This is a genomic window from Rhizobium sp. BK512, from assembly GCF_014194915.1.
In the GTDB taxonomy this organism is placed as follows: Bacteria; Pseudomonadota; Alphaproteobacteria; order Rhizobiales; family Rhizobiaceae; genus Rhizobium.
The window spans coordinates 115868-140580 of record NZ_JACIAS010000005.1 but is presented as its reverse complement, the minus strand read 5'-3'; the positions used below and the strand labels follow the sequence as shown (position 1 = coordinate 140580).

The window sequence follows — 24713 nt, the reverse complement described above, 5'->3', positions numbered from 1 at the left end:
CTGAACCGATTTTTATTTCTAGAGTGATCGTTGTGAAAAATAAGGATAGCGATAAAGAATCTACGGCACGCAAGCGTGGCCGCCCGCCCGCTTTCGATCGCGAGACGGTGCTTGCGGCGGCGCGCGACGTTTTCTGGGAGCATGGTTACGACGGCTCGTCGATCGCCGATCTCACGGCATCCATGGGCATCACGCCGCAAAGCCTCTATGCGGCGTTTCAGTCCAAGGCAGACCTCTACCGGGAGGCTCTTGACCAATATCGCCGTATGCCCCGGCCCTATCCGGGCAATCCGTTGAGGGAACAGATTGATACGTTTTCCGCCTTCGAACGTTTCCTGATAAATTCGGCGATGATCTTTACGGCCCCCGATCACCCGAAAGGCTGCATGATTTCCACGGCCGTGCTGAACTGTGCCTCCGAAAACGAAGATATTGCCTATCATGTGTCCTCGCTTCGCCAGCAGACGCTCGATGCCTTCACAGCACGTATCGAGAGCGGAATAGCGGATGGGGAGCTTCGCCCCGACACGAATGCAAGGTCATTGGCGCGTTTTCTCGGCGCGATCGTACAGGGCATGTCCGTCCAGGCGCGTGACGGGGCCACGTCGGAGGAACTGATGGAAATGGTGACGCACGCCATGAACGAACTCGGCCGCTACCATTCCAACTGAAGAAGAGTTGATACCCGCTATGTACCCATCGCCCACGCGATGCCAGCAAATCAGCCCGACAGGCCGAGTGCGATTGCCGACTTTGGGTCCACAACATCTTCAGTACTTTGTGACGGCAGCATCACTGGCGAGCTTGCGCTCCAGTTGCCTTCTGAACTCCTTCTTTTGAACGTTCGACGCGAACCGGGTCTTCCTGAGCGAATCCTCCGCCACTCGAGATACGGATGTGCCGAGAATGCGCTGTAACGTCGACATCAAGGTTGCCTTGTCGTTGTCGAAATCGCCGTGATGTCTGGCGTCGCTTGCGCCGCCTGGCGCAAGGAGCCACCGGAGGCGGTCTCCGTCGAATATGGATGCCTGGGATGCGTCCACATCCTTCGCCAGGCCCAACAACGGAATTCCAGGCCGTATGGCGGGGATGTGCGGGGATTTTTCGAATGCGTTGCTGACGAGATAGAGCAGCGACTTATGATAGATCTGGGCGCAGTCGTCATCCTGTTCCGTTGCGTCGTCCAGTGTATAGAGATCAAACTCTTCGATCGCCTTGCTTTTTATTGCAGGAAGATACGCCTTTTTGAAAAGTTCGATCGTGCAGGCCGGAGCCCAGAGGTTCAAGCTTTTGATCGGGACTTTCGCCGAGGCGAACTTCTCGACCAACGGGGCGTGGAATATCGATCCGGCGCTGTGACCGACCAGGTGAATCTCATCGATTGTTCCAGCTTTATACAGGTCGATAAGGTGATCACCGACGAGCCTTGCCGAGCCGTTCTTGTTGCTGGTAGCCAGGAGCGCGTTCTCCTTCATCTCGTCCCAGAGAGCTTTCCCGCCCAGATTCCTCGCAAGCACTTCGAGAGTGTCGTCAAGCCGATCGAGCATGAAGTCCTTGGCCCGGTCGAGAACGTCCTCGTCACGGCGGCGTCCGACGGCATCGCGCAGAATGTTCTCGATCGTCGTCCACGCGTCCGAACGCCAGATGAAAGATAAAGGATAAACCTGCGACTGCAGTAACGGCGCGAGATTGCTCGACACCGTTTGAATTGCGCCGTCCTGACCAACGAGGCCACCGTGGGCGTACAAGAGTACCCTTTTCCGCTTCCAGGATTTCATCGCCGCGGGCATCCGCTCGGTAACGAGCGTCTTCAACCCATCCGACGTCAGACCATAGGTGCCCTTGTCGTCCAGAACTCCGTCGTTCTTTGAGGTTATGATGTACGGCCTCAGATCGGCGTAGATCTGGCTCTCGTAGCTTCGCGGCGCGTTGGCACGCATATTGGCGGTCGCCAGGGAGGAGGTAAGATCGACGGGCGCACCGAGAGCGGCGACCCAGACATCCGAGCCGTTTGCAAGCCAGTCGGCATAGGAGAGATTCGCGAGCCCGCCCGTGCCCCATTTGCCGCCCCAGCTGTTCTGGATCCAGAAACCACGCCTGTCGAAACCGACGATGGCGAAGGCGTGTCCACCGATCACGCCGGGACGGTACTCGATGTTCTCGTCGCCAGACTTCACCGCTTGCCAGCCGTCGTGTACGCGCGCGGTGGCATATAATATCCCTGTCTCGGAAATTGCGGCGTGCATCGACACCAGGTCTTTATGATTGACCCGGAAATATGCTCCAAGCGGCCGGGCCAAAGCATCTGCCGACCGTTTTTCTTCGAGGGTCGGGTCAGGGTCTCGCTCCTTCCAGAGTGCGTAAGCACAGAGGCCATGTTTGAACCAGCCCTTCATCGCGCCGCGCGCGCTCGAGCCGTTGTAATTCTCGCCGGGCCATTCGTCGTAGCGCTTTGCCATCGCATACAGCATCCACGCGCTGACTTCGTCCGCGGTTGGATTCTGGCCTCTTGCTCTCAGCAGGTAATTCGCCACGGTCGCGAGACCGAACCCCGTACACGCTCCCTCGCTCCCTTGATCCAGGATCGGGATCTTGAAGTTACGATATGCCTGCAGATCCGATTTCGCCGGAACACGGACGAGCGTAGGTATGAAGATGGTATCGCGAAAGTCTATTGTGTCCGGTAACGCATCGAATGTGCGTGCTGGGTCTTTCTTGGACGTTGGCATGCTGGACCTCCGGTGCTGAGACGAGTGATTATGAGAGGAAAAGCAGATCCGTCGGGATCGTCAGCATCGACCGATCGCAGGGCTCTTCGCGTCGATTTATCAGTCGTCCCGCGACGAGATTAACGCTGGTCGGCAGGAATATCGGCACAGGACTGACTTTGGCCGGCAGCAGCAATCCAACAGGGAAAGGATAGCTGTTCGACCAGGTCAGATCCGACGTTCTCCCGCCTGGCTTTCTCCAGTGTGATCTGCCGTATTCTCTTGTTTCCGTCGTAGAAGAGTAGAAAGCGGTAAATGTGATCGGGGATTTTCGCCGCTGCCTTTGCGTCCGTCATCGATGTTGTCGTCGACGTGTTGCTTTGCGAGCCTGTGGCCGAACCTGACGCGGGCACGATCGGAGGTTCGGTGGCGACGTTTGCCAAAGCGTCCAGTATCTGGCTCCGACGTGTGGCTACAATTGTGATCGGGCTCTGTTCTGCTGAGGTGACGGAGTATCGATTGAGCCTGAACCCGTCCAGGCAGGCCGCGACTTCCGTTCTCGACTTGTTGACGCCCGTGCACGAAAGCACGGCTTCTCCGGTATTGTCCTCGACCTGCTCGAGATTGTCGGCAATCTGTTCCAGGTAGATCGAATTTGGCTTGAAGCCGAGACGCAAGCCCGTCGCGAAATAATCGATGAGCCTTTTATCCGGAAGAACCTCAAGATCGTCGGGAATTATCTTGAAGTCCGATAGCTTGTTCCAATCGCGCCCCTGGAAGCACGTCCTCGAGCCGCGGGTATAGAGGTCCTGCCTTCCGCCCATTTCCAGCAATTCGTAAATTGTCCGGAGCGTGTCGATGTCATTAAAGCCGAAATTGCTGAAAATTGTCTGCCGAAGCTGCCGGCAGTCGTTTTCGACGATCGGGCCTGTTCCGTATGCGACTTTCGAAAGCATCGCGCGTTTATCGTCATCCGCGGCAAGGCTGGAGAACAGGGTATTCTTCTGATCCCCGATTGCCGGCATTTGGATCGACAGCATATTCGTATTGACGTTCGAATAGTCCGGTGCGGGCAGATCCCGGGTTAGCTCGCTCCAACCTATGTCGTTGCCGGCGACCATCGATCTCCGGAACTTTACAGTTGCGGTCAGAGTGCCCACCTCATCATCGCCTTGCGGAGTGGTGAGGACGAGAACGCGTTTGATCACACCGTCACGCGATCTCTCGGCGAAACCGAAGGTCGCGTTCGATGACTCTTCGAAGCTATAGTAAGAGGTGAGAATGCTGTCGGTAATTTCGGTCGCTGCGTCCAGCGCGGGTTTTGCCGCCTCCGAAATAACTCCTCCTCCGGCGACGTCTATGAGCGGCTTAACGCGATCCAGCAGGGCTTTCACATCGAAGTTCGCCTTGGTCGTCGCACGGGCCTTCAGGACGAAGCTCAGAGGGTCGTTGTCGTAGCGTATATACGGCGTGCTGAACTCAAAATCGCTATTGGTGCCGAACGTGCGCTCGGTGTTGTTGGCCATGTAAGAATAGATTGGACGCTCGGTCGATACGTAGCCACCCAACCGCGGTGCCACCGAAATCGTGATTTCATCGGTGTCTGCCGACGTGAAAATCCGTTTGAACATCGCGCCGATCGACGCGGTGCTTCGCGATCCCGGCGGTCTCGACTTAAGTTCGAAACGGAACGTCAGAGCGACGTAGTATTCGCCGGCTTGAGGGATGAAGCCGCCGTTCCAATTGTCGCAGCTTGTCTGGTTTATATTCAGACCACGCCACGACGCGCTGCCTTGGCCCTGGCACGTCTGTTGAGCGCCAACGCCTCCACACATCGCGAAGAACAGGAAGAAAATCACAAGCAACTTCCGCATTCCAGCCCCCCCGCCAGACGACCTGAATCGACATGCGTGCACGGCCGGCACGCGTTCATCTAATCCATGTCATGAAGAAAAATTGCAAGTTTAAGTAAAGTCAGTCGTCGGATTTTGTCAAGCGATATCCGCCTCAGATCGAGGCCGCGTGAATGCGCGACGATGCAGGCGTCGAAGCGAAATGGTTGGCGATATAGGCGCTCAATACCTCCGAACCGGCTGCGGCTTCTCTTGCAGAACGTGCTACCGCTTCTGAAGCGAACGCAAATACTTCGACATGAAATGCGCAGCTTACGGTCATGCCGGACACGACCAACGTTGTGAATGTAAGTGCCTGCAGCTTCGTCCTCTAATACCTAAGGGGCGCCGATTGCTGCGATAGGCGGTACCGAAATCCATTTGCAAACTACATTAGATTGCATTACCGTCCATAATACTTGGGGGTTATAAACCTCGCATTGCATTTCGGCTTTTTGTTTTCCTGTTGCTCGTCATTCGGAAGGCCCTGCATGCACCCAGATAGCCAGTACACACACGCCGACAACGCGACCCTCATCTTCAACGAGCTGAAATTTCGCTCGTTGAGGGTCAAGAACCGGCTCTTCCGATCCAACATATCAGGCCAGTTCGACGACTATAACGGCCACGGCGGCAATGCCCGGCTGAACTGGGAGGAGAAGTTCGCGCGCGGCGGGATCGGCTGCATCATTTCATCCTTTACCCCGGTCTCGGTGCGCGGCCGTATCCTCGTGCGTTACGCGATGATCGACGACGACGACAAGATCCCGTTCTGGCGGGAGGTCGGCAGCCGCGTCCACAGCCATGACTGTCGGTTTATCATGCAGCTCAGCCATTCCGGCCGCCAGCAGGACATGGGCGGCGTCGAAAACCTGTTCAACAGGGGCCTGAGCTCGACCAACAAGAGCGATTACTTCCATGGACTGCTCGCCCAGGCGATGACGAAACCCGAGATCGCCGAGGTCGTTGAGCAGTTCGCGCAAGGGGCGCGGCGCGCACGCGAGGCAGGGCTCGACGGTGTCGAGCTTCACGGCGCCAACGGCTATCTGCTGACGCAGTTCCTGAGCTCCGGCATCAACGACCGGACGGACGAATATGGCGGCGGCTGGGAGGGGAGGGCGCGTTTCGTGCTCGAGATCGTCAGGGCTATCCGCCGCGAGGTCGGCCAGGACTTTCATTTGCAGATGAAGATCAACGGCGTCGACCACAATGACTGGCTCTATCCCTGGATAAAGAAGGGCAACACGCTCGACGAGACCGTCAAGATCTGCACGATGCTGCTCGACGGCGGCAAGGGTGTCGACTCCTTTCATGTTTCCAGCGGCTCGACCTTTCCGCATCCGCGCAATCCGGCCGGCGACCTGCCGCTGAACGACCTGCATCGCTGGTACGACGGCATGCTCTCGCAAGGCACGCGAGCGCCGATGAATTATGCGATCTTTTCCAATCCCCTGCTGGGACGCGCCTTCCAGGCGCTCTGGCGCTGGCGTCGCGGCAAGGTCATCGAGGGCATCAATCTCGATTATGCGCGCGCCGTTTCCGAAGCGATCGGCAAGATCGACCCTGCGATCAAGGTGCTCTGTACCGGCGGGTTCCAGCATGCCGACAGGATCGCCGAGGCCATCCGTTCGAAAGCCTGCGACGGCGTCACCATGGCCCGCCCGCTGGTCGCCAACAACGATCTGCCGAAGATCCTAGCCGAGGCCAACGGCCCGGAGAAGGAATGCACCTACTGCAACAAGTGTCTGCTCAACGATCTCGAAAACCCGCTCGGCTGTTATGACCTCAGCCGGTTCGACGGCGCGACCTTCGAGGATCGCTACAGCGAGATGATCAAGCAGGTCATGTCGGTTTTCGAGCCGCCGACCTTCCATTGAGGCCCGCATCGCACGCGCATTCGGAGGGGATCCATGAGCAGCGACAACGACCGCAAGACACCCGTCGAGATCGCCGTCGCCCGCCACCGCCGCTGGTGGCTGGCGGTCGTCGTGCTGCTGTTGCTCGCGCTCGTCTACTATCTGGTTTTCGTCAACCAGTATGTCGTCGCGTTCAAAAGTCAGAGCGAGCATTTCATGCATGGCTCGATCGGCAGCGAGACGGCGACGGGGCCGCCCTATTGGGTCTTCAAGGCCTTGCCGGTCATGTATGCCGACAAGCTCGGGCCGGAAGGCTGGAGCCGCTTCGGTTTCCTCTACGAAAAGCCGGGCGACGATCTTCCGATCGGGGTGTCGCGCCGCGTGGTCTCAGGCGTCGAGCGGGTCTGGCTCAATTGTTCCGTCTGCCATGTCGGCACCTATCGTCTGCCCGGCGATCCGGTTCGCCACCTCATTGCCGGCGCGCCGTCCAACAATCTGCGTCTGCAGGAATTCATCCGTTTCTTCATCGACGTCGGCCGCGATCCCGGCTTCACCGCCGACACGCTGATTGCGACGATCGATAGCCCCAAGGTTGGAGGCGACCTCAATGTCTTCGAGCGGTTGATCTATCGTTACGTGGTGTTTCCAAGGGTCAAGAGCGCCTTCCTCGATCTCGGCACCCAGCTCGATTTCGTCAAGCGTCAGGAGGATTGGGGGCCCGGCCGCGTGGATACGTTCAATCCTTACAAGGCGCTGCAGTTCAACTTCCCCATGGACGAGGCCCATATATCAGGCGCGGCGCTGAACGGCTCTTCCGACTATCCCGCCATTTGGCGCCAGCGCCCCCGAGAGGGCATGAACCTCCATTGGGACGGCAACAATGATTCCGTCGCCGAACGAAACCTGAGCGCCGCACTCGGCGCCGGCGTGACGCCCGTGACGGTCGACCGGGCATCGATCGCGCGCATCGAGGGCTGGATGTGGGATCTGCCTTCGCCCCCATTCCCCTCCGCAGCCAAGATCGATCAAGCGAAAGTGGCGGAGGGCAAGACGCTGTTCCTGCATTACTGTGCCGATTGCCACGGCTTCAAGGATGCGAACGACTACAGCTACGACAGGCGGCGTTTCACACGCCTCGGCAAGACGGTTCCGCTCGCTGATATCGGCACCGATGCCGGACGCTGGACCTCCTATACGGCAAATTTTGCCGCTGAGCAGAACCTGCTTTACGCCGGCTATCCCTGGCGCTTCAGCCGCTTCCACAAGACGGACGGCTATGCCAACCACCCGCTCGACGGCATCTGGGCGCGCTCGCCCTATCTGCACAACGGCTCGGTGCCGACGCTACGCGATCTGCTCGAGCCGAGCACCAGGCGGCCGCCCGTCTGGTTTCGTGGCAGCGACGAATTCGATCTCGCCAGGGTGGGCTACCGCTCGGATCAGTCGGCCGGGGGGGATCTCTTCCGCTACGACACGACGCGGCCCGGCAATGGCAATGCGGGCCATGAAGGATATCGCTACGGCACCGAGCTGCCGGACGCGGCAAAAGACGCCCTCGTCGAATATATGAAAACGCTATGACCCAGTCGCGCTCGCTCAGCAAATGGAAGGCACGGCATGCGGTCCTCGTGTGGATCGGCATCCTTCTGAACTTGGCCTTCGTCCTGCCGCTCATCTTCTGTCCGGAATGGATCCTCGGCCTCTTCGGAATTACCGTCAACCAGCTGATCTGGCCGCGATTTGCCGGTCTGCTGCTCGGGATCCTATCGATCTTCTACATCCCGGCGACGCTTGATATCGACCGCTACCGCGTGTTCGCCTGGCTCGCGGTCTTCCCCTCCCGTACGCTCGGCACGGTTTTCTTCTTTCTTGCCGTCTTCGTCTTCGATCAGCCGCTCGGCTATCTCGCCGGCGTCTTCCTCGACGGATCGGTCGGCATCGCGACGCTTTTCTGTCTCCTGCGCATCCTGCGGCTCGAACAGAATATCGCCGAAGGGAGACCGGCATGAGGCGCGTCTTCTGGAAATGGCTTTTCGGCGTTCTGGTCCTGCTCGTCGTCGGCGCCTTCGCGCTGTTCTTCCTGCTCTTCCGGCCGGTGGCCCAGCCGCGGACGAACGATCTCGCGGAGGTTTTCAATCACGGTTCGATTGGCAATGAAGAAGCGCAGGGCATTCCCTACTGGATCTGGCGCGTCCTGCCGCAGCTCTTTCCCGAGCATCTGCCCGCCAATGCCGATGGCTACGGCGCCTTCGGCCTCTATTGGCGGGCCGGCGACGAGGTTCCGGTCGGCCTTTCGGTCAGGACGCTCGGCGTCATCGAGCGCGTCGCGCCGAACTGCGCCTTCTGCCACCAGGGCAGCTACCGGCTTCGCGCCGACGAGCCGGCGCGGCTGGTCGAGGCAGGGCCGGGAACGAGGGTCAATCCGCAGGCCTATATCCGCTTCCTGATCGCCGTCGGCGCCGATCCGCGGTTCACCGCCGACGGGGTGATGGCGGAGATCGGCAGGATCTACGACATGCCGCTCTGGGAACGGGCGCTCTATCGTTTCGTCCTGATCCCAGCGACCCGGTCGGCCCTGCAGGAACAGGGGCGACGCTTCGCCTGGATGAAGGATCGGCCGGACTGGGGTCCTGGCCGGATCGATCCCTTCAATCCGGTCAAGTTCCAGAATCTTGAACTGGCCGACGATCACACGATCGGCAATTCCGACATGATGCCGCTGTGGTCGCTTGCCGATCTCGCCGCCACCAACACGCGCCGTTTCTCGCTCCATTGGGACGGCTTGCAGACCGACCTCTACGAGACCGTAGTTTCCGGTGCGATCGGTGACGGCATGACCTACAAATCCTACGGGGGGACGGAAGAGGGCCTTCGCCGCATTACCGATTTCATTCGCCTGCAGGGACCGCCGCCGTCGCCCTTTTCTCCGCTCAAGCCAGAAGCCGATTCCTATCATGTCGATGCGGCGGCGGTAGACGCCGGCCGAGCGATCTATTTGGCGCAATGCGCCGTCTGCCACGATGCCAAGGGTGCGCGCTACCGGACCCCGATCTCGATCGTCGAACTCGGCACGGACCGCCATCGCCTGGACATGTGGAGCCCCGCGGCCCGCGACCGCTACGCGGATTACGATCCCGGTTATGCCTGGGGTTTTACCAACTTCCAGAAGACTGACGGGTATGTCGCGACGAGTCTCAAAGGTCTCTGGCTGCGCGGTCCCTACCTGCACAATGGCAGCGTCCCGACATTGCGCGCCCTGCTGCTTCCACCTGCCGAGCGGCCGATACAGTTCTACCGCGGCTACGATCTGGTGGATGCCGAGAACGGCGGCTTCGTGAGCGGCCGTGACACAGCGGGGCAACAGTACGGCACGCTTTACGATACGAGCCAGCCGGGCAACGGCAATGGCGGCCACCTCTGGGGCACGGATCTGCCTCAGGAGGCGAAGGAGCAGCTGCTTTCCTATCTCAAGACACTTTGACCATCAGGAGGGATCGATGGCAAACGTCAGACAGCGCATCGTACGGTTTCTCGCCTGGATCGTGGTGGCGGTCGTCACTCTTGCCGTCGTCGCCATCGTCGGGGTTGCGCTCATCGTCTGGTGGCTGATTGAGCCGGATTCCGGCCAGTTCGGCCGTGTCGAGGATGAGGCGAAGAAAGTCCACCGTAAGGTCGAGGAATTTCCAGGGGCGAGCGAGCCTTACTTTGCGGCGATGGACAAGGGCCTGCTCTTGCCGCCGGCAGCCGGCGTCGATTATCCCGCCGAGATCAAGGAGGTCGCAACCGCCACCGGCCTCGATCCGGAGGCCGTCCGCAAGGCGGCGATCCGCGGGCAGAATGCCTGGATCGTCTGGACCGGCGGTAACGACAAGTTCTGGGATTTCGCCGCCCGTGCCACGATCGGCTCCTTCGATCTTCTGAAAACCATTTCGTCCCATCCGACGATGGCATATGGCCGCGACAATCGCTTCCGCTATCTCGGGCTCGTCAATGAGCCCTGCTTCACGGCCGCGAAGAGCGCCGATCCCGATCATTGGGGCCTGTGGCTCGATCAGCGCGACAAGGACTGCGCCGCCGACAGTTTCGGCGGAAATGCCGAGGCCGATGCCCGTTATCCCGGCGTGCAGATCGGCTCGCGCGGTACCACGGTCAAGGTGAAGGGCGAAGAGAAGAAAATCCCGGTCGGCTCCTACTATGGCGAGCCGACAGGCGTCATGGGCCTGCGTCTCTTCCCTAACCCCGATTTCGACAGCAAGGCCGCCGAACATTGGGATGCGCTGCGCTACTACACCGATCCGTCCTATTACAACGACAAGGATCTCGTGCGACCTTATCGCGTCGGGATGTCCTGCGCCTTCTGCCATGTCGGTCCCAACCCGATCAATCCGCCGAAGAATGTCGAGAGCCCCGAATTTTCTGAAATCTCCTCCAATCCCGGCGCCCAGTATTTCTGGGTCGACCGCATCTTCTTCTGGAACACCAAGCCGCGCGCAAAGCCGGGGGAGCCGGCCCAGAACGAAGGCAACTTCCTCTTCCAGCTCTTCCACACGAACCCGCCGGGTTCGCTCGATACGTCGCTGGTCTCGAGCGATTACATGAACAATCCCCGCACCATGAACGCCGTCTACGACGTCCTGGAGCGGCTGCGCATCGGGGCGAAGACAGGCAAGGAAATCATCAAGGGGGACGAGAAGGACAACAAGCAGGCGCAGGACTATCCGCAGACCGCAGCCTTCGGTTCGCTTTACGACAAGGCGACCGGCACCGTTGCCTCGATGCGCGTCCTGAAGGACGGCGCCGATTCCGTCGGCACGCTCGGTGCGCTCAACCGCGTCTATCTCAATATCGGCCTTTTCAGCGAAGAATGGCTGCTGCATTTCCGCCCCTTCCTCGGTGGGCAGAAGATCTCACCGATCCGCATTGCCGATGCCCAGAAGAATTCGGTCTACTGGCAGGCGACTGAGGCGATGACACCAGACATGGCGATATTCTTCCTGGTTGCCGCCCGCGCCGATCATTTGAAGGATACGCCGGTCGGGGAAAAGGTGCTCGAAGCGCGCAATCCGGTCGAGGTCGAGCGCGGCAAGATCGTCTTTGCCGAAAACTGCGCGGCCTGCCATTCGAGCAAGCAGCCGGTGCCCGCACCGGATCTCGGCGTCGATGAGGGCATATGCGCCGGCGGCGGGTCCGGCCCGCATTATCGCGAATGCTGGGATCGCTACTGGGCCTGGGCCCAGTCAGATGCCTTCAAGGCAGGCATGGTCAAGCTCGTCACCGAGAAGGATGCTGATGGAAAGGACTTCCTCGACGGCAATTACCTTTCCACGGAACGGCGCGTGCCGATGGATGTCGTGCGCACCAATGCCTGCAGCGCGATCGCCACCAATGGGCTTTCGGGCGATATCTGGGACAACTTCACCTCTTCTACCTACAAATCGCTGCCACCACCGTATGAGGTGACCGTCAATCATCCGGTTTCAGGGGCGGCGACGCCGCTGCAGGCGGCAGGCAACGGGCGCGGCTATCTGAGGCCGCCCTCACTCGTCAGCCTCTGGTCGACAGCGCCCTTCCTGCTCAACAATTCGGTTGGCCACGAAGACAGCTATTACGGGACCGACTACTACAATCAGGACTATGCCGGCGGTTACGGCACCGGGCGAGGCACCTCTTGTCCGGCGGCGGACGCCCGCGATCCCTATATGCCCTGCATCGAAAACAGGCTTGCGGTCTTCGATCGGTCGATCCGCCAGATGCTCTCGCCGCAGACGCGCCGCATGGACAAGATGACTGAGGCGCCGGTGCCCGGTTATATCTACCGGACGAGCGCTCCCTCCTGCCTGATTGTGCCGCCGGGCTTCGTGCCCGATAAGGTGCGGCCCTTCACCGGCCTGTTGAGCCGAGTTGCCGGTTGGGCCTTCAAGAAGGACGGCTCGATCACTATCGGCCCGTTCCCGGCCGGTTTCCCAGTCAACGCGCTGACCAATACCGAGCTGCTGCCCGACAATGACGAGGAGGACAAGTTCGCCAGCTACAAGAGGCTGATCGCCAACGGCCCGGCGCTGATCGGGGCCTTCTCCGAGCTCGGCGGTCAATGCACGCCGGAAGAGCTTGCCGATCCCGCCGTGCTCGCCAAGGCCGAGAAAGTGGTGCGAGACACCAGGCTCGTCGATCGCCTTGTAGGCTTGAGCAAATGTCCTGACTATGTCGTCAATGGCGGGCACACATTCGGCGCCGATCTTCCGCAATCGGACAAGAACGCCCTGATCTCCTATCTGAAGCAGTTCTGACCATGTCCGGCGGGCAGACCTACGATTATATCGTCATCGGCAGCGGAGCGGGCGGCGCCGTCGTCGCCGCGCGGCTCGCCGAAGAGGGGCGGACCGTACTCGTCATCGAGGCCGGTGGCGATCCGCTCGCCAAAGTGGACGACAGTTCCGACATGCCCCTTGCCGATGCCTCCCGCGTGCCGGCCTTTCACGCCTTTGCCTCGGAACATCCCGGCATGGCCGAGAACCATTGGGTGCGCCATTACGAAAACCAGGAGATGCAGGAGCGCGACTGGCGTTACTGCAAAGAAAAGGACGGCGTGCTCTATCCGCGTGTGCGTGGGCTCGGCGGCTGCACTGCCCATCATGCGATGATCATCGTGAGGCCCAATCATTGCGACTGGAACCACATCTTTGCGATCACCGGCGACGAGAGCTGGAAGGCCTCGCACATGCAGGGTTATTTCGAGCGCATCGAACGCTGCCGCTACCGCTTCTTCCTGTGGCGATGGCTCGCCGCCGCAACGGGCCTCAATCCGACCGGCCACGGATGGTGGGGGTGGATGACGACGGAGCGGGCGCTGCCGCTCAGGGTCCTGCGAGACTGGCCGCTGTGGCGGGCACTGCTGCGCAGCGTCGGCGCAGCCGCCGATGCTTTCGGCAAGAGGGGCTCCGACTGGGAGACGACCGAGATCGACCCGAACGACAGCCGCAACTGGAATGTCGGCGCCTGTGGCGTGCGCGTCACGCCACTTTCGACGCGCCGCCACACCAGGCACGGGCCGCGTGAGCGGCTACTCGACGTGCTGAAGCGGCACCCGGACCGCCTGGCGCTTCGTTTGAAAACCACGGTCACGCGCATTGAATTTGACGGCAAGCGGGCGGTGGCGGTCCGCTGCGTCGACGGTGAGGGACGTGAGCAGGTCATCCGGGCCGGGCGCGAGATCATTGTGTCGGGCGGCGCCTTCGCCACGCCGCAGCTTCTGATGCTCTCCGGCATCGGCGATCCCGTCCATCTGCGCAAGCACAAGATCCGTGTCGTCGAAGCGCTTCCAGGCGTCGGGCGGAATCTGCAGGACCGCTATGAGGTCGGCGTCGTCAGTCGGATGAACGAACCTTGGTCGGCGCTCAAGGGCGTGACCTATACGACGCGCGACGCTCATTACAGGCGATGGCGCAGGTTCCGCATCGGCAATTATACGAGCAACGGCGTCATGTTTTCCCTGACGCTCAAATCCCGCGACACGCTGACGGAACCCGACCTGCATTGTTTCTCGTTGCTGGCCGATTTCCGCGGTTACTATCCGGATTATTCCGCGCGCATCCGCAAGCCGGATTACATGACCTGGGCGATCCTCAAGGCCTATACCGAAAATCAGGGCGGAACGGTCCGGCTGAGAAGCGCCGATCCCGCTGTCCTGCCTGCCGTCGTCTTCCATTCCTTCTCCGAGGGGACCGGCAATTACGACCTCGACCTCGACGCCGTTGTTCATGCCATTCGCTTCGTCAGGAAGGTCAACGATGCCATGGACGATCTTATCGCTCGCGAAGAGGAGCCCGGCCGGCAAAACGAGAGCGACGAGGCGCTTCGGAATTACGTCGCCGAAAATGCCTGGGGCCACCATGCCTGCGGCACTTGCGCCATCGGTCCTCGGGAAGATGGCGGCGTGCTCGACAGCCGTTTCCGGGTGCACGGTATCGAAGGCCTGCGCGTCGTCGATGCTTCGGTCTTCCCTCGAATTCCCGGATACTTCCTTGCCACGGCGGTCTACATGATCGCCGAGAAGGCGGCTGACGTCATTCTTGCCGATAGCTGACGGAGCACGGCCATGAACGAACACCAGCCCCATTGGAAACCAGCATCTGGTATGCTCTCCGGGTGACCGGCTTTGCCGGATGGATCGCCCTATCCCTGGTATCCTGTTCGACCCGCTGATGGAAATCCTGCAGGGTCTCGTCATTGTCGTTGCTGTGCTTCATTCGGCAAACACAAATGGCGGGGAAGGATCATTGAGTGCATCAAGCGGGCCTTCCAAGGCGGTGCGGGGAGGAACCAGCTCCGGCTCGATCATGATCGTCAAAGGCTTCGGCTCTTCGAGAAGGTCAAAACCCCGCTCGAGCATTTTCGAGATATTCGGTCTGATCATGTAAACGGGAAAGGGTAGGAATGAAGCGAACGGATCGTAGTCGAAGCATCCGACGACGATGTCTCCGAACGCCTCTCCGTCGTGGCGCCCCATGAACCGCAATAGCCCTTCAAAATTGATGGACGAGTTGATGAAAAAGCATCTGGGCAGCCTGCCGTGCTTGTCGAAAAAACGGTCGAACGCAAGCGCCGTCGCGCCAGGCGAGTAGCCTGTGATCTCGATATCTCCTTTTGTGACCGCTCCAAATACGGATTGCTTGACGGCATGGAAACCGGCGATACGCTCCCGACTGGCGTGGTCGTTGCGGCCGCCGAACAGGTAGACATCGCCGGCGTGCAGTGGTCCTAATGTTTCGGCATGGCGAATGATGGCCGAAGTCAACGCTTCAGCGCCTTGACGGTTATCCGAAATCACGGATGACGCGAACTTGCCTGGCAGATCGATGTTGACGTGAGGCAGCCCTGCACGCATGCAGATCTCGTGGACGCCATCCGGATCTGTTGCTCCGGCGATAAACAGCGAGTCGATCGCATAGGCGATGAGGGACTCCACCGTACGGCGCTCTTCCTGGGGGTCGCGGCGGCCTGAGACAACCATAGGCACAAGGCCCCGCTTTCGCGCTTCGCTCTCGAAGGTCTGCGCCATGGACGAGAAGAACCTGTTGTCGTAGACGGGCAAAAGCAACCCGACCAGACCCGAACGGGAACTGCGCAGCGCGCGAGCCTGCAGGTTCGCCTTGTAGTCATGCTCTGTGGCCAGCGACAGTATCTTGGCGGCGGTCTCCTCGGAGATGCGCCGCTTGCGCCATGTGCCGTTTAGCACCGAGGCCACTGTCGACGGGGATGCTCCTGACACGACGGACAAATCATAAATAGTTGCTTTTTTTCGTTCTTTTTCAGACATCCGCAAACCTTCCAGTGGCTCTTTCTCTCTAGATCAGCAGTCCTCTTGACGAAAGTCTTTTCCGTGGTAGGGTAATTGCACCATCGATGGTGCATAAATGCAAGACCGATTGTGCATGGAGATGGGGCTTTGAGGAAAGCGACAGGGAGGAGTTCCGCAATGCGGGGCTAACGTTGAGCGCGAGAGCATGGGGCTTTCGCGAACGGTGCTTCCTTGCCGGCTCAGTGGAGGAGGGAATACCCAATGAAAAAGCTATTTGCGATCACGCTCGGCTTGTCCTTGCTCGCGTCAACGGCCTTTGCTGGTCCGAAGATTGGTGTCGTGGTGAAGATCGGCGGCATCCCGTGGTTTAATGCCATGGAGGCGGGCATCAAGGAGCAGAGTGCCAAGCTCGGCGTTAAAGGCTTCATGGTTGGTCCGACCAGTGCCGACCCTGCGCTGCAGGTTCGCGCCATCGAAGACCTGATTGCTCAGAAGGTCGATTACATCGGCGTCGTGCCGAATGATGCCAAGGTTCTCGAACCTGTTCTCAAGAAGGCCCAGGAGGCCGGTATCAAGGTCATTACCCATGAATCGCCCAAGCAGGTCGGCGCCGATTGGGATTTCGAACTGGCCTCCGCCAAGGGCTTCGGCGAGGCGCATGGCAAGCTGCTCGCTGAGAAGATGGGCGGCAAGGGATCGTATGCCGTATTTGTCGGCTCGCTCACCGTGCCCCTGCACAACGCCTGGGCCGATGCCGCAATCGCCTATATCAAGGCGAACTACCCGGACATGAAGCTTGTCGGTGACCGCTACGGGGTGGCTGAAGACGTCGACAAGAGCCGCTCGACCGCGCTCGACCTGATGGCGGCCAACGCTGATCTGACGGGGTTCCTCGCCTTCGGTTCGCAGGGGCCGATCGGTGCGGGTCGTGCTGTCGAAGAGCGCCGCAAGGACGGCAAGGTGTTCGTGATCGGTCCATTTTCTCCCGGGCAGGGGGCAAAGCTCATCAAGTCCGGTGCGCTGACTGGTGGCTTCATGTGGAACCCCAAGCAGGCCGGTGAAGTCTTCGTGACGCTTGCCGATCGTATCTCCAAGGGTGAGACGCCGAAGGCCGGCGACGACATCGAGGGCCTTGGAAAGATCAACCCCGAGGGCAACACCATCGTCGTCGACCAGTTGCTGGCGATCAACAAGGACAGCATCGACAAGCTTGTCGGCATGGGCCTCTAATCCTCCCTGGACCCAAGCCCGGGGTCGCGGACAATTCCCGCGACCCCCCAGTTTACGAATATCGGAAAACCTGAACCAGCCGCCATCCAGCGGCTGAACAGGAGGATACTCCATGAGCGACGGACCGCTGCTTTCACTCAAGAACATCAAGGTGACCTTCGGCGGCGTGCGCGCGCTGAAGGGCGTGTCGTTTGAAGTCAACCCGGGGGAGGTGCATTGCCTGGCGGGGGAGAACGGCTGCGGCAAGAGCACGCTCATCAAGGTCATTACGGGGGTCTACAAGCCACAGGAGGGCGCCGAGTTCTTCTTCGACGGCAAGGCGATCTCGGCCATGACACCCACGTTGGCGCAATCGCTCGGCATCCAGGTGATCTGGCAGGACCTGGCACTGTTCGGGGAAATGACCGTCGCCGAGAACATCGGGTTTCAGTATGCCGTCAACGGCAAATATGGTCTCGTCGACAAACGCGCCATCGAGGAAGCAGCCAGGAAAGCGCTCAGCCGTCTCGGCGTCAGCATCGATATCCATCTTCCATTGAAGGAGTTGCCGATCGCCCAACGCCAGATCGTTGCGATCGCACGCGCTCTTGTCGGCGAGGCGCGTCTTGTCTTCATGGACGAGCCGACCGCTTCGCTGACGCAATCCGAGACCGATTACCTGATCGATATCGTGCGCAACCTGTCGGCGTCCGGAGTGGCCGTGGTCTTCGTCTCGCACCGTCTCGCGGAGGTGCTCGAAATCTCGGACCGCATGACCGTGCTTCGCGACGGAGCGCTCGTTGGCGTCTTCCCTGTCGAGGGCATGACTCAATCACGGGTGACCGAGCTGATGACCGGCAGAAACTTCGACAGTTCCGTCGTCGCCGCCGATCACGACGACGCGCAGGTCGTGCTTTCCGTCCGCGGGCTGACGCGCGCAACGGAGTTCGAAGATATATCGTTCGACCTTCGCCGAGGTGAGACGCTCGGTATTACCGGCCTCCTCGGCGCCGGCCGCACCGAACTGGCGCTTACACTCTTCGGGATGCACCGTCCGCAGGCGGGGGAAATCGCCATCGAGGGCAAGACCGTCAAGTTCGGCTCCAATCGCGACGCAATTCGCGCCGGCGTTGGCTACCTCTCCGAAGACCGTCTGTCTCTCGGCCTCAACCAGCCGCAGTCGATAGCCGACAACCTGGTCATGGCATCGCTCGATAAGCTTCTGTCCGGGGGGATGATCTCGCCCGTGAAGAAGGCGAGTGTGGTCAGCCACTGGATTTCGGCGCTCGGTGTCAAGGTCGGTACGGCCGACGACCCCATCCGGACGTTGTCGGGCGGTAACCAGCAACGTGTCGCGATTGCCAAATGGCTCGCGATCGGTCCGAAGATCCTCATTCTCGACGCCCCGACAGTGGGCGTAGACGTCGGTGCGCGCGCAGGCATCTTCGAGATCGTGCGCAAGCTTGCTGCTCAGGGCCTTGCGATCATTCTGATCTCCGACGAGCCGCCGGAAGTCTACTTCAATGCGGATCGCATCATTCACATGGTCGAAGGCAGGATCCGCGCAACCTACGACCCGCGACATTTATCGCTCACCGAACTGGAGTCTGCCGTCTATGCGTAGGCTGATCCTTGGACACACAACGGAATTCACGCTTCTGGCGGTCATGGTCGTGCTTTGCGTCGGGCTGTCTTTGGCCACCGATCGGTTTTTTACGATCTCGAACGCGTTCGATGTGCTGAACGTCTCGGCCGTCAACATCATCTTTGCGGTTGGCCTTCTCGTCGTCCTGATCTCGGGCGGGATCGACATTTCCTTCGCTGTGGCCGCCTCGGTGGTCCAATACATTACCGCGCTGGCCCTTGGCGCATTGGGCGGCGGCAACTGGGCGGAAGGCTTCATAATCGCCGGCGCCATCGGCATTGGCCTGGGTCTGATCAACGCGGCCCTGGTTTACCGGCTGCATATCATCTCGATCGTCGCAACCATCTCGACCTTCAACATCTTCTTCGGGCTGCTGATGTTCTTCACCAAGGGCGTGTCGATCTACGACCTGCCGGAATGGCTGACGACGCGCGTGGTATTTTTCGAACGCGAGATGGCTGACGGCTCCTGGATCGAGCTGACACTGCCTGTCGTCGTCATGATCCTTTGCTGCCTCGCGACCTGGTTCATGATTTCCCGCACCACCATCGGACGGCAGCTCTACGCATTTGGTGACAATCCGGAAGGGGCACGCCGCTTCGGGATCAATATCGCGGCGATGCACTACATTTCGTTTGGCTGGATGGGTCTCATGGCCGGGATCGCCGGATTGATGCAGGCCCACTATGCCGAGGAAGTCGTTCCGAACGCCCTCTATGGCCGGGAACTGGATGTCCTGGCGGCTACGGTTCTCGGCGGTGCGAGGCTCGGAGGCGGCAAGGGCTCGGTCATCGGCTGCGTGCTCGGCGTCTTGATGGTCTCGATCACCCAAAACGGTCTCAACCTGATGGGCGTGTCGCCCTTTGCATTCAAGATGATCGTCGGCGCGATCATCCTCATCGCCATCACGCTCTCGTCCGCACGGATCGACAAGCTTTTCCCGTTTCTCGCCACGGATAGCACCAAGAGGAAGGGCACGCACCAATGAAGGCCATGGCTCAAAAGTTCAATGCCACCTTTGGCGCCGATATGACCGGACCGGCTATCGCATTCGTGGCGGTGATCGTCATCTTCGGCCTGGCCGCAAACAATTTCATCTCCGCGGCAACATTCGGTTCGGTTGCCTTCCAGCTTCCTGAACTCGGGCTTCTCACGCTCGCCATGCTGCTTCCCCTCCTGACCGGCGGGATCAACCTCTCCATCACCTTCACGGCAAACCTTTCCGGATTGGCCGCAGCCTCGGTGATGCAGATGTACGGCGGGGCCGACGCGTCTCCAGGCGCGTTCCTGCTCGGTGTCCTTGCCGCACTCGCCACCGGTGGCGCTGCCGGGCTGATGACCGGTGCTGCGATCGCCTACACACGGGCGCATCCAATTCTCGTCACGCTATCCATGATGATCTTCCTGCGTGGCCTCGGCGAATTTCTGACCCGCGGCGGCGATGTGTCCGGATTCCCTTCCTTCATAGCTCCGATCGGGCATGGTTCGATCCTGGGATTGCCGATCCCGCTTTTGATCTTCATCGCCTGCGTTGGCCTGTGGCAGCTCCTGCTGACGCGCTTCAAACTCGGCTTCGGGCTGTTGATGGTCGGTTCAAATATCGAGGCGGCACGCTACTCCGGCCTGAATACGCGCCGCATACTGGTTCTGGTCTACACGCTTTCGGGCCTCATGTGCGCGGTCGCCGGCGTTATCATGCTCGCCCGTTTCAACTCGGTCCGCGTCGGCCACGGTGAATCCTATCTGTTGATCACGGTGCTTGCGGCGTTTCTCGGCGGCATCAATCCGTTCGGCGGGTTTGGCCGTGTGTTGCCGGTGTTCGTCGCGCTTATCGTGCTCCAGCTTCTGTCTTCCGGCCTCAATCTCATGGGCGCAAACCAGCATCTCGCGACAGCACTCTGGGGCGTGCTGATGATCGTCGTCATGGCGGCAAGAACCATCGTTTCAACCTACATCGCATCGCGCAGAAAGAAGGGGTGACCGTGCAAGGGTTCGGTATTCACGCAAGCATGTGGACAATGAAGTGGGACCGCGCAGGCGCAGAGCGAGCCATCGCCGGCGCAGCTAGGTACAATATGGAATTCATTGAAATTCCGCTCGCAGACGCCGCATCGGTAGATGCCGGGCATACACGCGAGCTCCTGGAAAAGCATGGCCTGCGTGCGGCATGTTCGCTCGTGCTACCGCAGGCCGCCTGGGCATCCGTCCGGCCCGAGGCCGCAATTGAGCACCTGAAGGTGGCGATCGACAAGGCGGCCCTGATGGGAGCCGAGGCGCTTACGGGTGTCACTTATGGCGGCACCAACGAACGCACCGGCGTTCCGCCGACACAGGCAGAATATGACAATGTTGCTCATGCGCTCGGTGCTGCAGCCAAGCAGGCCAAGGCACAAGGTATCCAATTCGGTGTGGAAGCGGTGAACCGATACGAGAGCCATTTGATCAACTCGGCAGAACAGGCCGTGGCCCTGGTCGAACGCATCGGGATGGACAACGTCTTTGTCCACCTCGACACATTCCACATGAACATCGAGGAAAAGGGGGCAGCCAACGGCATTCTCGTTGCGCGTGAGCATCTCAAGTACATGCATTTGTCCGAGAGCGACCGCGGAACGCCCGGAGCAGGAAACGTCCCTTGGGATTCGATTTTCGCAGCTCTGTCTGCGATCGGCTTCAAGGGGGCGCTGACCTTGGAGAGCTTCGTCAGCATGCCGCCGGAGATGGCCGGCGACATATCGACGTGGCGCCCGGTCGCGCGTGACGAGGACGAAGTCATGGGCAACGGCCTCTCGTTCCTACGCAACAAGGCCGCCCAATATCAACTGGCATGACTTCGAATGGTTGGCGTTTCCGGATGGTGTTAGCCGCCGAAAATGCGGAGAGGCAATGGGAGGAACTCATTGAGCAAAATTGACGAAAACGCGCGGAAGATAGCGAAGATCGCGGTTCAGCGCTTTGCGGAAAACGGCGGTCGGAGAGTTCTGATAGCGATTGCAGGTGCGCCGGGTTCAGGCAAATCGACGCTCGCAGAGCGCGCCGTCGAAGCGATCAACAACGACCAGCGTCTGAAAGCTGCTCTGTTCCCGATGGACGGATATCACTACGACGATGCCGTCTTGGAGCAGATGGGCCGCCGCCCCTACAAGGGAGCAATCGATACGTTCGATGCGCATGGTTTGCGCCACATGCTCAAGCGCCTGAAGGCCAACGAGGATGACGTTGTTGCCGTTCCGGTATTCGACCGCTCGATCGAGATTGCTCGCGCCGGCGGCAGTCTCATTCCTCAGTCTACAAAGATCATCGTCTGCGAGGGTAACTACCTGCTTGCGCGACAGGCTCCCTGGGACAAGCTGAAAGAGATTTTCGACTTCACGGTGTTTGTCGACGTGGACGAGGATCATCTGCGGCAGAGACTTCAAAACCGCTGGCGCAACTACGGCCTGGACGCTGCGGAAATTCGCCGGAAGGTCGAAGAGAACGATCTTCCTAACGGCCTTGCAATCGTGGCCGGAAGCGCCGAGCCCGATCTCCACATCGAGAACAACTGATCCGTCCAGGCCGACCGGAGGTCGCCGCGACAGTCCACTGTCAACCCCGCCAAGGACGATCGGCGGGATCTGCAACTGAAACTTGGAGACTCCTATGAAACACGGGATTTATTATTCTTACTGGGAACATGAGTGGAGCGCCAAGTTCGGCCCCTATGTCGAAAAGGTCGCGAAACTTGGCTTCGACGTCATCGAGGTCGCCGCACACCACATCAATGACTACAGCGATGCCGAACTTGCGGAAATCAGACAGACTGCCAAGGATAACAACATCATCCTGACGGCCGGGATTGGCCCGTCGAAGGCCAAGAATCTGTCGTCACCGGACATTGCGGTGCGCCAGGCGGGAAAGGCATTCTTCGAGCAGACGCTCACAAATGTCGCAAAGCTCGATATCAAGACAATTGGTGGCGCGCTCCATTCCTATTGGCCGGTGGACTACTCCAAGCCAGTCGACAAGGAGGGCGATCGGGCGCGTGGGGTCGAGGGCATTCATGGCATTGCGGACTTCGCCGGAAACCTCGGTATCAATCTTTGCATCGAAGTGCTCAACCGCTTTGAGAACCACGTTCTCAACACTGCTGCGGAGGGCGTGGCATTCGTCAAGGATGTCGGGAAGCCGAATGTCAAAGTGATGCTCGATACTTTCCATATGAACATCGAGGAAGACAGTTTCGGAGAAGCGATCCGTACCGCCGGCCCGCTGCTCGGACATTTCCATACCGGCGAAAGCAATCGCCGCGTCCCCGGTAAAGGCAGAATGCCTTGGCACGAGATCGGTCTTGCACTTCGCGATATCAATTACGCGGGCGTCGTTGTCATGGAGCCGTTCGTAAAGACCGGCGGAACGATCGGGTCAGACATCAGGGTTTGGCGCGATCTGAGCGATGGCGCGGACGAAGCAAAAATGGACGAGGATGCGCGGAGCGCCCTTGCATTTTCTCGATTTGTGCTCGGCGGTTGACCTGCCGAAGCCCTCATCTGACGTGCATCACGATCTCTAGACCTCTACGAGATGCAGGGAGCCGGATCGCCGAAACCCTGCAGTCGTGATAGGTGCCGTGGCGACCTGTTTTCTCAAGGTTTGCGACGGCAATTGGCCTGATGGGGCTTCTAGTCGCGGCAAATAGACCGAGATAAGTAAACCCCATTTCGTTTCCATGATCGCAACCGTCACAGGGGTATCGCGCCCTACAGTTCTCAATGCGCTGCCTCGCCGGCCGGTCTTGCGTCTGCGTTGACTTCGGCGCTGCTTTTTGGAATTGACATATTCGTTTTGGGTAATGCCTGAGAAGCCTCCCAAGTAAGACGTGCAGCGCTGTTCCGAAATGCCGCGAGGGAAGAAGATTGCGAAGCCGACGGACCGATGGTCGCCCCACGATTGCGGATGTTGCGCGCCTGGCCGGGGTTGGCGCGATCACGGTGTCGCGGGCGCTGCGCGATCCGAGCCAGGTTTCCGCCGCCCTTCGCGCCAATATCGACAAGGCGGTGAAGGAACTGAACTATGTTCCCAATCTCAGCGCCCGGGCGCTTGCGTCCGTCAGGGCCGATGTCATCGGCGTGCTGGTCCCCTCGCTCACCCAGAACATCTTCTCCGACGTTTTACGCGGTGTGTACGACGGCGTGGAAGGTACGGAACTGCAGATCCAGATGGGCAACACCCGCTACCAGCCGGAAGAGGAAGAGCGGCTGATCGCACAGATGTTGCGGCAGAAGCCGGCGGGCATGATCGTCTCTGGTACCGAACAGAACGACCGGTCGCGCGAGATGCTGGAAAATGCCAGGTGTCCGGTTATCCAGATCATGGACCTGACGGACAAGCCGATCGATACGATCATCGGCTTTTCACATTATGAGGCGGGGCGGGCGATCACCCGTCACCTGATCGAGGCGGGCTATCGGCATATCGGTTTTCTAAGCGGCTGGCTGAATGGCCGTTCCTTCGGCCGTTACTCCGGTCTGAAGGACACGCTGACGGAAGCCGGCATCTATAACCCGAGCTATATTTCGCCGATCGACAGAAGCGACCATATTCCCGAAGGGGTAGGCTGGGAAACGCCGCGTTTTGCAACCCCTTCGACAGGCCGCAAGCTGATGGCCAATCTTCTGGACGCTAATCCAGATATGGACGCCGTCTTCTGCAACAATGACGTCATGGCGCTTGGCGCCCTGTTCGAGTGTATGGAGCGCGGTATCCGCGTGCCCGAGGATTTCGGTATCGCCGGCTTCAACGATTTCGACATCATGGCCGCAGCCTATCCTTCGATCACCAGCGTGCGCAGCCCACGCTGGGAATCCGGCTATAACGCCGTCATGGCGCTCCGTCGCCGCTTGAACGGAGACGACGGTGGAGACCGGATTATCGACCTGGGCTTCAAAATCCAGAGACGCGTCAGCACCGACCGCAGCGGTGAACTGCGGCGCGGGCTGACTGGCCGCTGACACCGGGAGTACCGCGTTTCGCCTTCGGCATATGTCGCTATTTGAATAAGAGCTTTTCCGAAACGCCCATAAATCTGCGGCCGAACAAACTTGACGCTTATGTCTGGTAGCGCTA

18 protein-coding genes are annotated in these 24713 nt (G+C 59.9%); 15 read left to right on the top strand and 3 right to left on the bottom strand.

Annotation, left to right across the window (positions count from 1 at the left end):
* Positions 1-23 precede the first annotated feature (23 nt).
* Positions 24-671, top strand: a complete 648-nt coding sequence (locus FHX06_RS18685; RefSeq protein WP_183880414.1) for a TetR/AcrR family transcriptional regulator — start codon at positions 24-26, stop codon at positions 669-671.
* Positions 672-770: 99 nt separating this feature from the next.
* On the opposite strand, the gene FHX06_RS18680 is transcribed toward FHX06_RS18685, so the two are convergent.
* Complete coding sequence (locus FHX06_RS18680; RefSeq protein WP_183880413.1) at positions 771-2729, bottom strand: C1 family peptidase; 1959 nt, start codon at positions 2727-2729, stop codon at positions 771-773.
* 119 nt (positions 2730-2848) lie between these two features.
* Positions 2849-4582, bottom strand: a complete 1734-nt coding sequence (locus FHX06_RS18675) for a hypothetical protein (RefSeq protein WP_183880412.1) — start codon at positions 4580-4582, stop codon at positions 2849-2851.
* Between the two features lie 509 nt (positions 4583-5091).
* On the opposite strand from FHX06_RS18675, the gene FHX06_RS18670 reads away from it, so the two are divergent.
* Genes FHX06_RS18670 through FHX06_RS18645 form a run of 6 tightly spaced genes read left to right on the top strand, consistent with a single transcriptional unit; the run spans position 5092 to position 14539 of the window.
* The gene (locus FHX06_RS18670; protein WP_183880411.1) at positions 5092-6477 is read left to right on the top strand and encodes an NADH:flavin oxidoreductase; all 1386 of its coding nucleotides are present in this window, start codon (positions 5092-5094) and stop codon (positions 6475-6477) included.
* Positions 6478-6510: 33 nt separating this feature from the next.
* The gene (locus FHX06_RS18665) at positions 6511-8037 is read left to right on the top strand and encodes a cytochrome c (protein WP_183880410.1); all 1527 of its coding nucleotides are present in this window, start codon (positions 6511-6513) and stop codon (positions 8035-8037) included.
* Entirely contained in the window at positions 8034-8465 is a 432-nt protein-coding gene (locus FHX06_RS18660) for a hypothetical protein (protein ID WP_183880408.1), read from the top strand. Before FHX06_RS18665 ends, FHX06_RS18660 begins: the two co-directional genes overlap by 4 nt.
* Positions 8462-9937: a c-type cytochrome gene (locus tag FHX06_RS18655; protein ID WP_183880406.1), complete on the top strand. Its 1476-nt coding sequence runs from the start codon at positions 8462-8464 to the stop codon at positions 9935-9937. Before FHX06_RS18660 ends, FHX06_RS18655 begins: the two co-directional genes overlap by 4 nt.
* A gap of 16 nt (positions 9938-9953) precedes the next feature.
* Positions 9954-12743 (top strand): hypothetical protein, encoded by a 2790-nt coding sequence (locus FHX06_RS18650; protein ID WP_183880404.1) that lies wholly within the window; start codon positions 9954-9956, stop codon positions 12741-12743.
* 2 nt (positions 12744-12745) lie between these two features.
* Positions 12746-14539 (top strand): GMC family oxidoreductase, encoded by a 1794-nt coding sequence (locus tag FHX06_RS18645; protein ID WP_183880403.1) that lies wholly within the window; start codon positions 12746-12748, stop codon positions 14537-14539.
* 159 nt (positions 14540-14698) lie between these two features.
* On the opposite strand, the gene FHX06_RS18640 is transcribed toward FHX06_RS18645, so the two are convergent.
* Positions 14699-15772 (bottom strand): LacI family DNA-binding transcriptional regulator, encoded by a 1074-nt coding sequence (locus tag FHX06_RS18640; RefSeq protein WP_113212368.1) that lies wholly within the window; start codon positions 15770-15772, stop codon positions 14699-14701.
* 243 nt (positions 15773-16015) lie between these two features.
* Here FHX06_RS18640 and FHX06_RS18635 point away from each other — a divergent pair, with 243 nt between their 5' ends.
* The 8 genes from FHX06_RS18635 to FHX06_RS18600 all read left to right on the top strand — a co-directional run bounded on the left by FHX06_RS18635 (position 16016) and on the right by FHX06_RS18600 (position 24598).
* Positions 16016-16984: a substrate-binding domain-containing protein gene (locus FHX06_RS18635; RefSeq protein WP_183880401.1), complete on the top strand. Its 969-nt coding sequence runs from the start codon at positions 16016-16018 to the stop codon at positions 16982-16984.
* 112 nt (positions 16985-17096) lie between these two features.
* Complete coding sequence (locus FHX06_RS18630; RefSeq protein WP_113212369.1) at positions 17097-18587, top strand: sugar ABC transporter ATP-binding protein; 1491 nt, start codon at positions 17097-17099, stop codon at positions 18585-18587.
* Positions 18580-19596: an ABC transporter permease gene (locus tag FHX06_RS18625; RefSeq protein WP_112542366.1), complete on the top strand. Its 1017-nt coding sequence runs from the start codon at positions 18580-18582 to the stop codon at positions 19594-19596. Before FHX06_RS18630 ends, FHX06_RS18625 begins: the two co-directional genes overlap by 8 nt.
* On the top strand, positions 19593-20588 hold the full coding sequence (locus FHX06_RS18620; protein ID WP_113014745.1) for an ABC transporter permease: 996 nt from the start codon (positions 19593-19595) through the stop codon (positions 20586-20588). Before FHX06_RS18625 ends, FHX06_RS18620 begins: the two co-directional genes overlap by 4 nt.
* 2 nt (positions 20589-20590) lie before the next feature.
* Positions 20591-21439 carry a sugar phosphate isomerase/epimerase family protein gene (locus tag FHX06_RS18615; protein WP_113212385.1) on the top strand — a complete coding sequence of 283 codons (849 nt, stop codon included), beginning with the start codon at positions 20591-20593 and terminating at the stop codon, positions 21437-21439.
* A gap of 69 nt (positions 21440-21508) precedes the next feature.
* Positions 21509-22156, top strand: a complete 648-nt coding sequence (locus FHX06_RS18610) for a nucleoside triphosphate hydrolase (protein ID WP_113212370.1) — start codon at positions 21509-21511, stop codon at positions 22154-22156.
* A gap of 94 nt (positions 22157-22250) precedes the next feature.
* The gene (locus FHX06_RS18605; protein WP_113205098.1) at positions 22251-23120 is read left to right on the top strand and encodes a sugar phosphate isomerase/epimerase family protein; all 870 of its coding nucleotides are present in this window, start codon (positions 22251-22253) and stop codon (positions 23118-23120) included.
* A 383-nt stretch (positions 23121-23503) separates the two neighbouring features.
* Positions 23504-24598, top strand: coding sequence for a LacI family DNA-binding transcriptional regulator (locus FHX06_RS18600; protein WP_113117726.1), 1095 nt, complete (start codon positions 23504-23506; stop codon positions 24596-24598).
* Positions 24599-24713 lie beyond the last annotated feature (115 nt).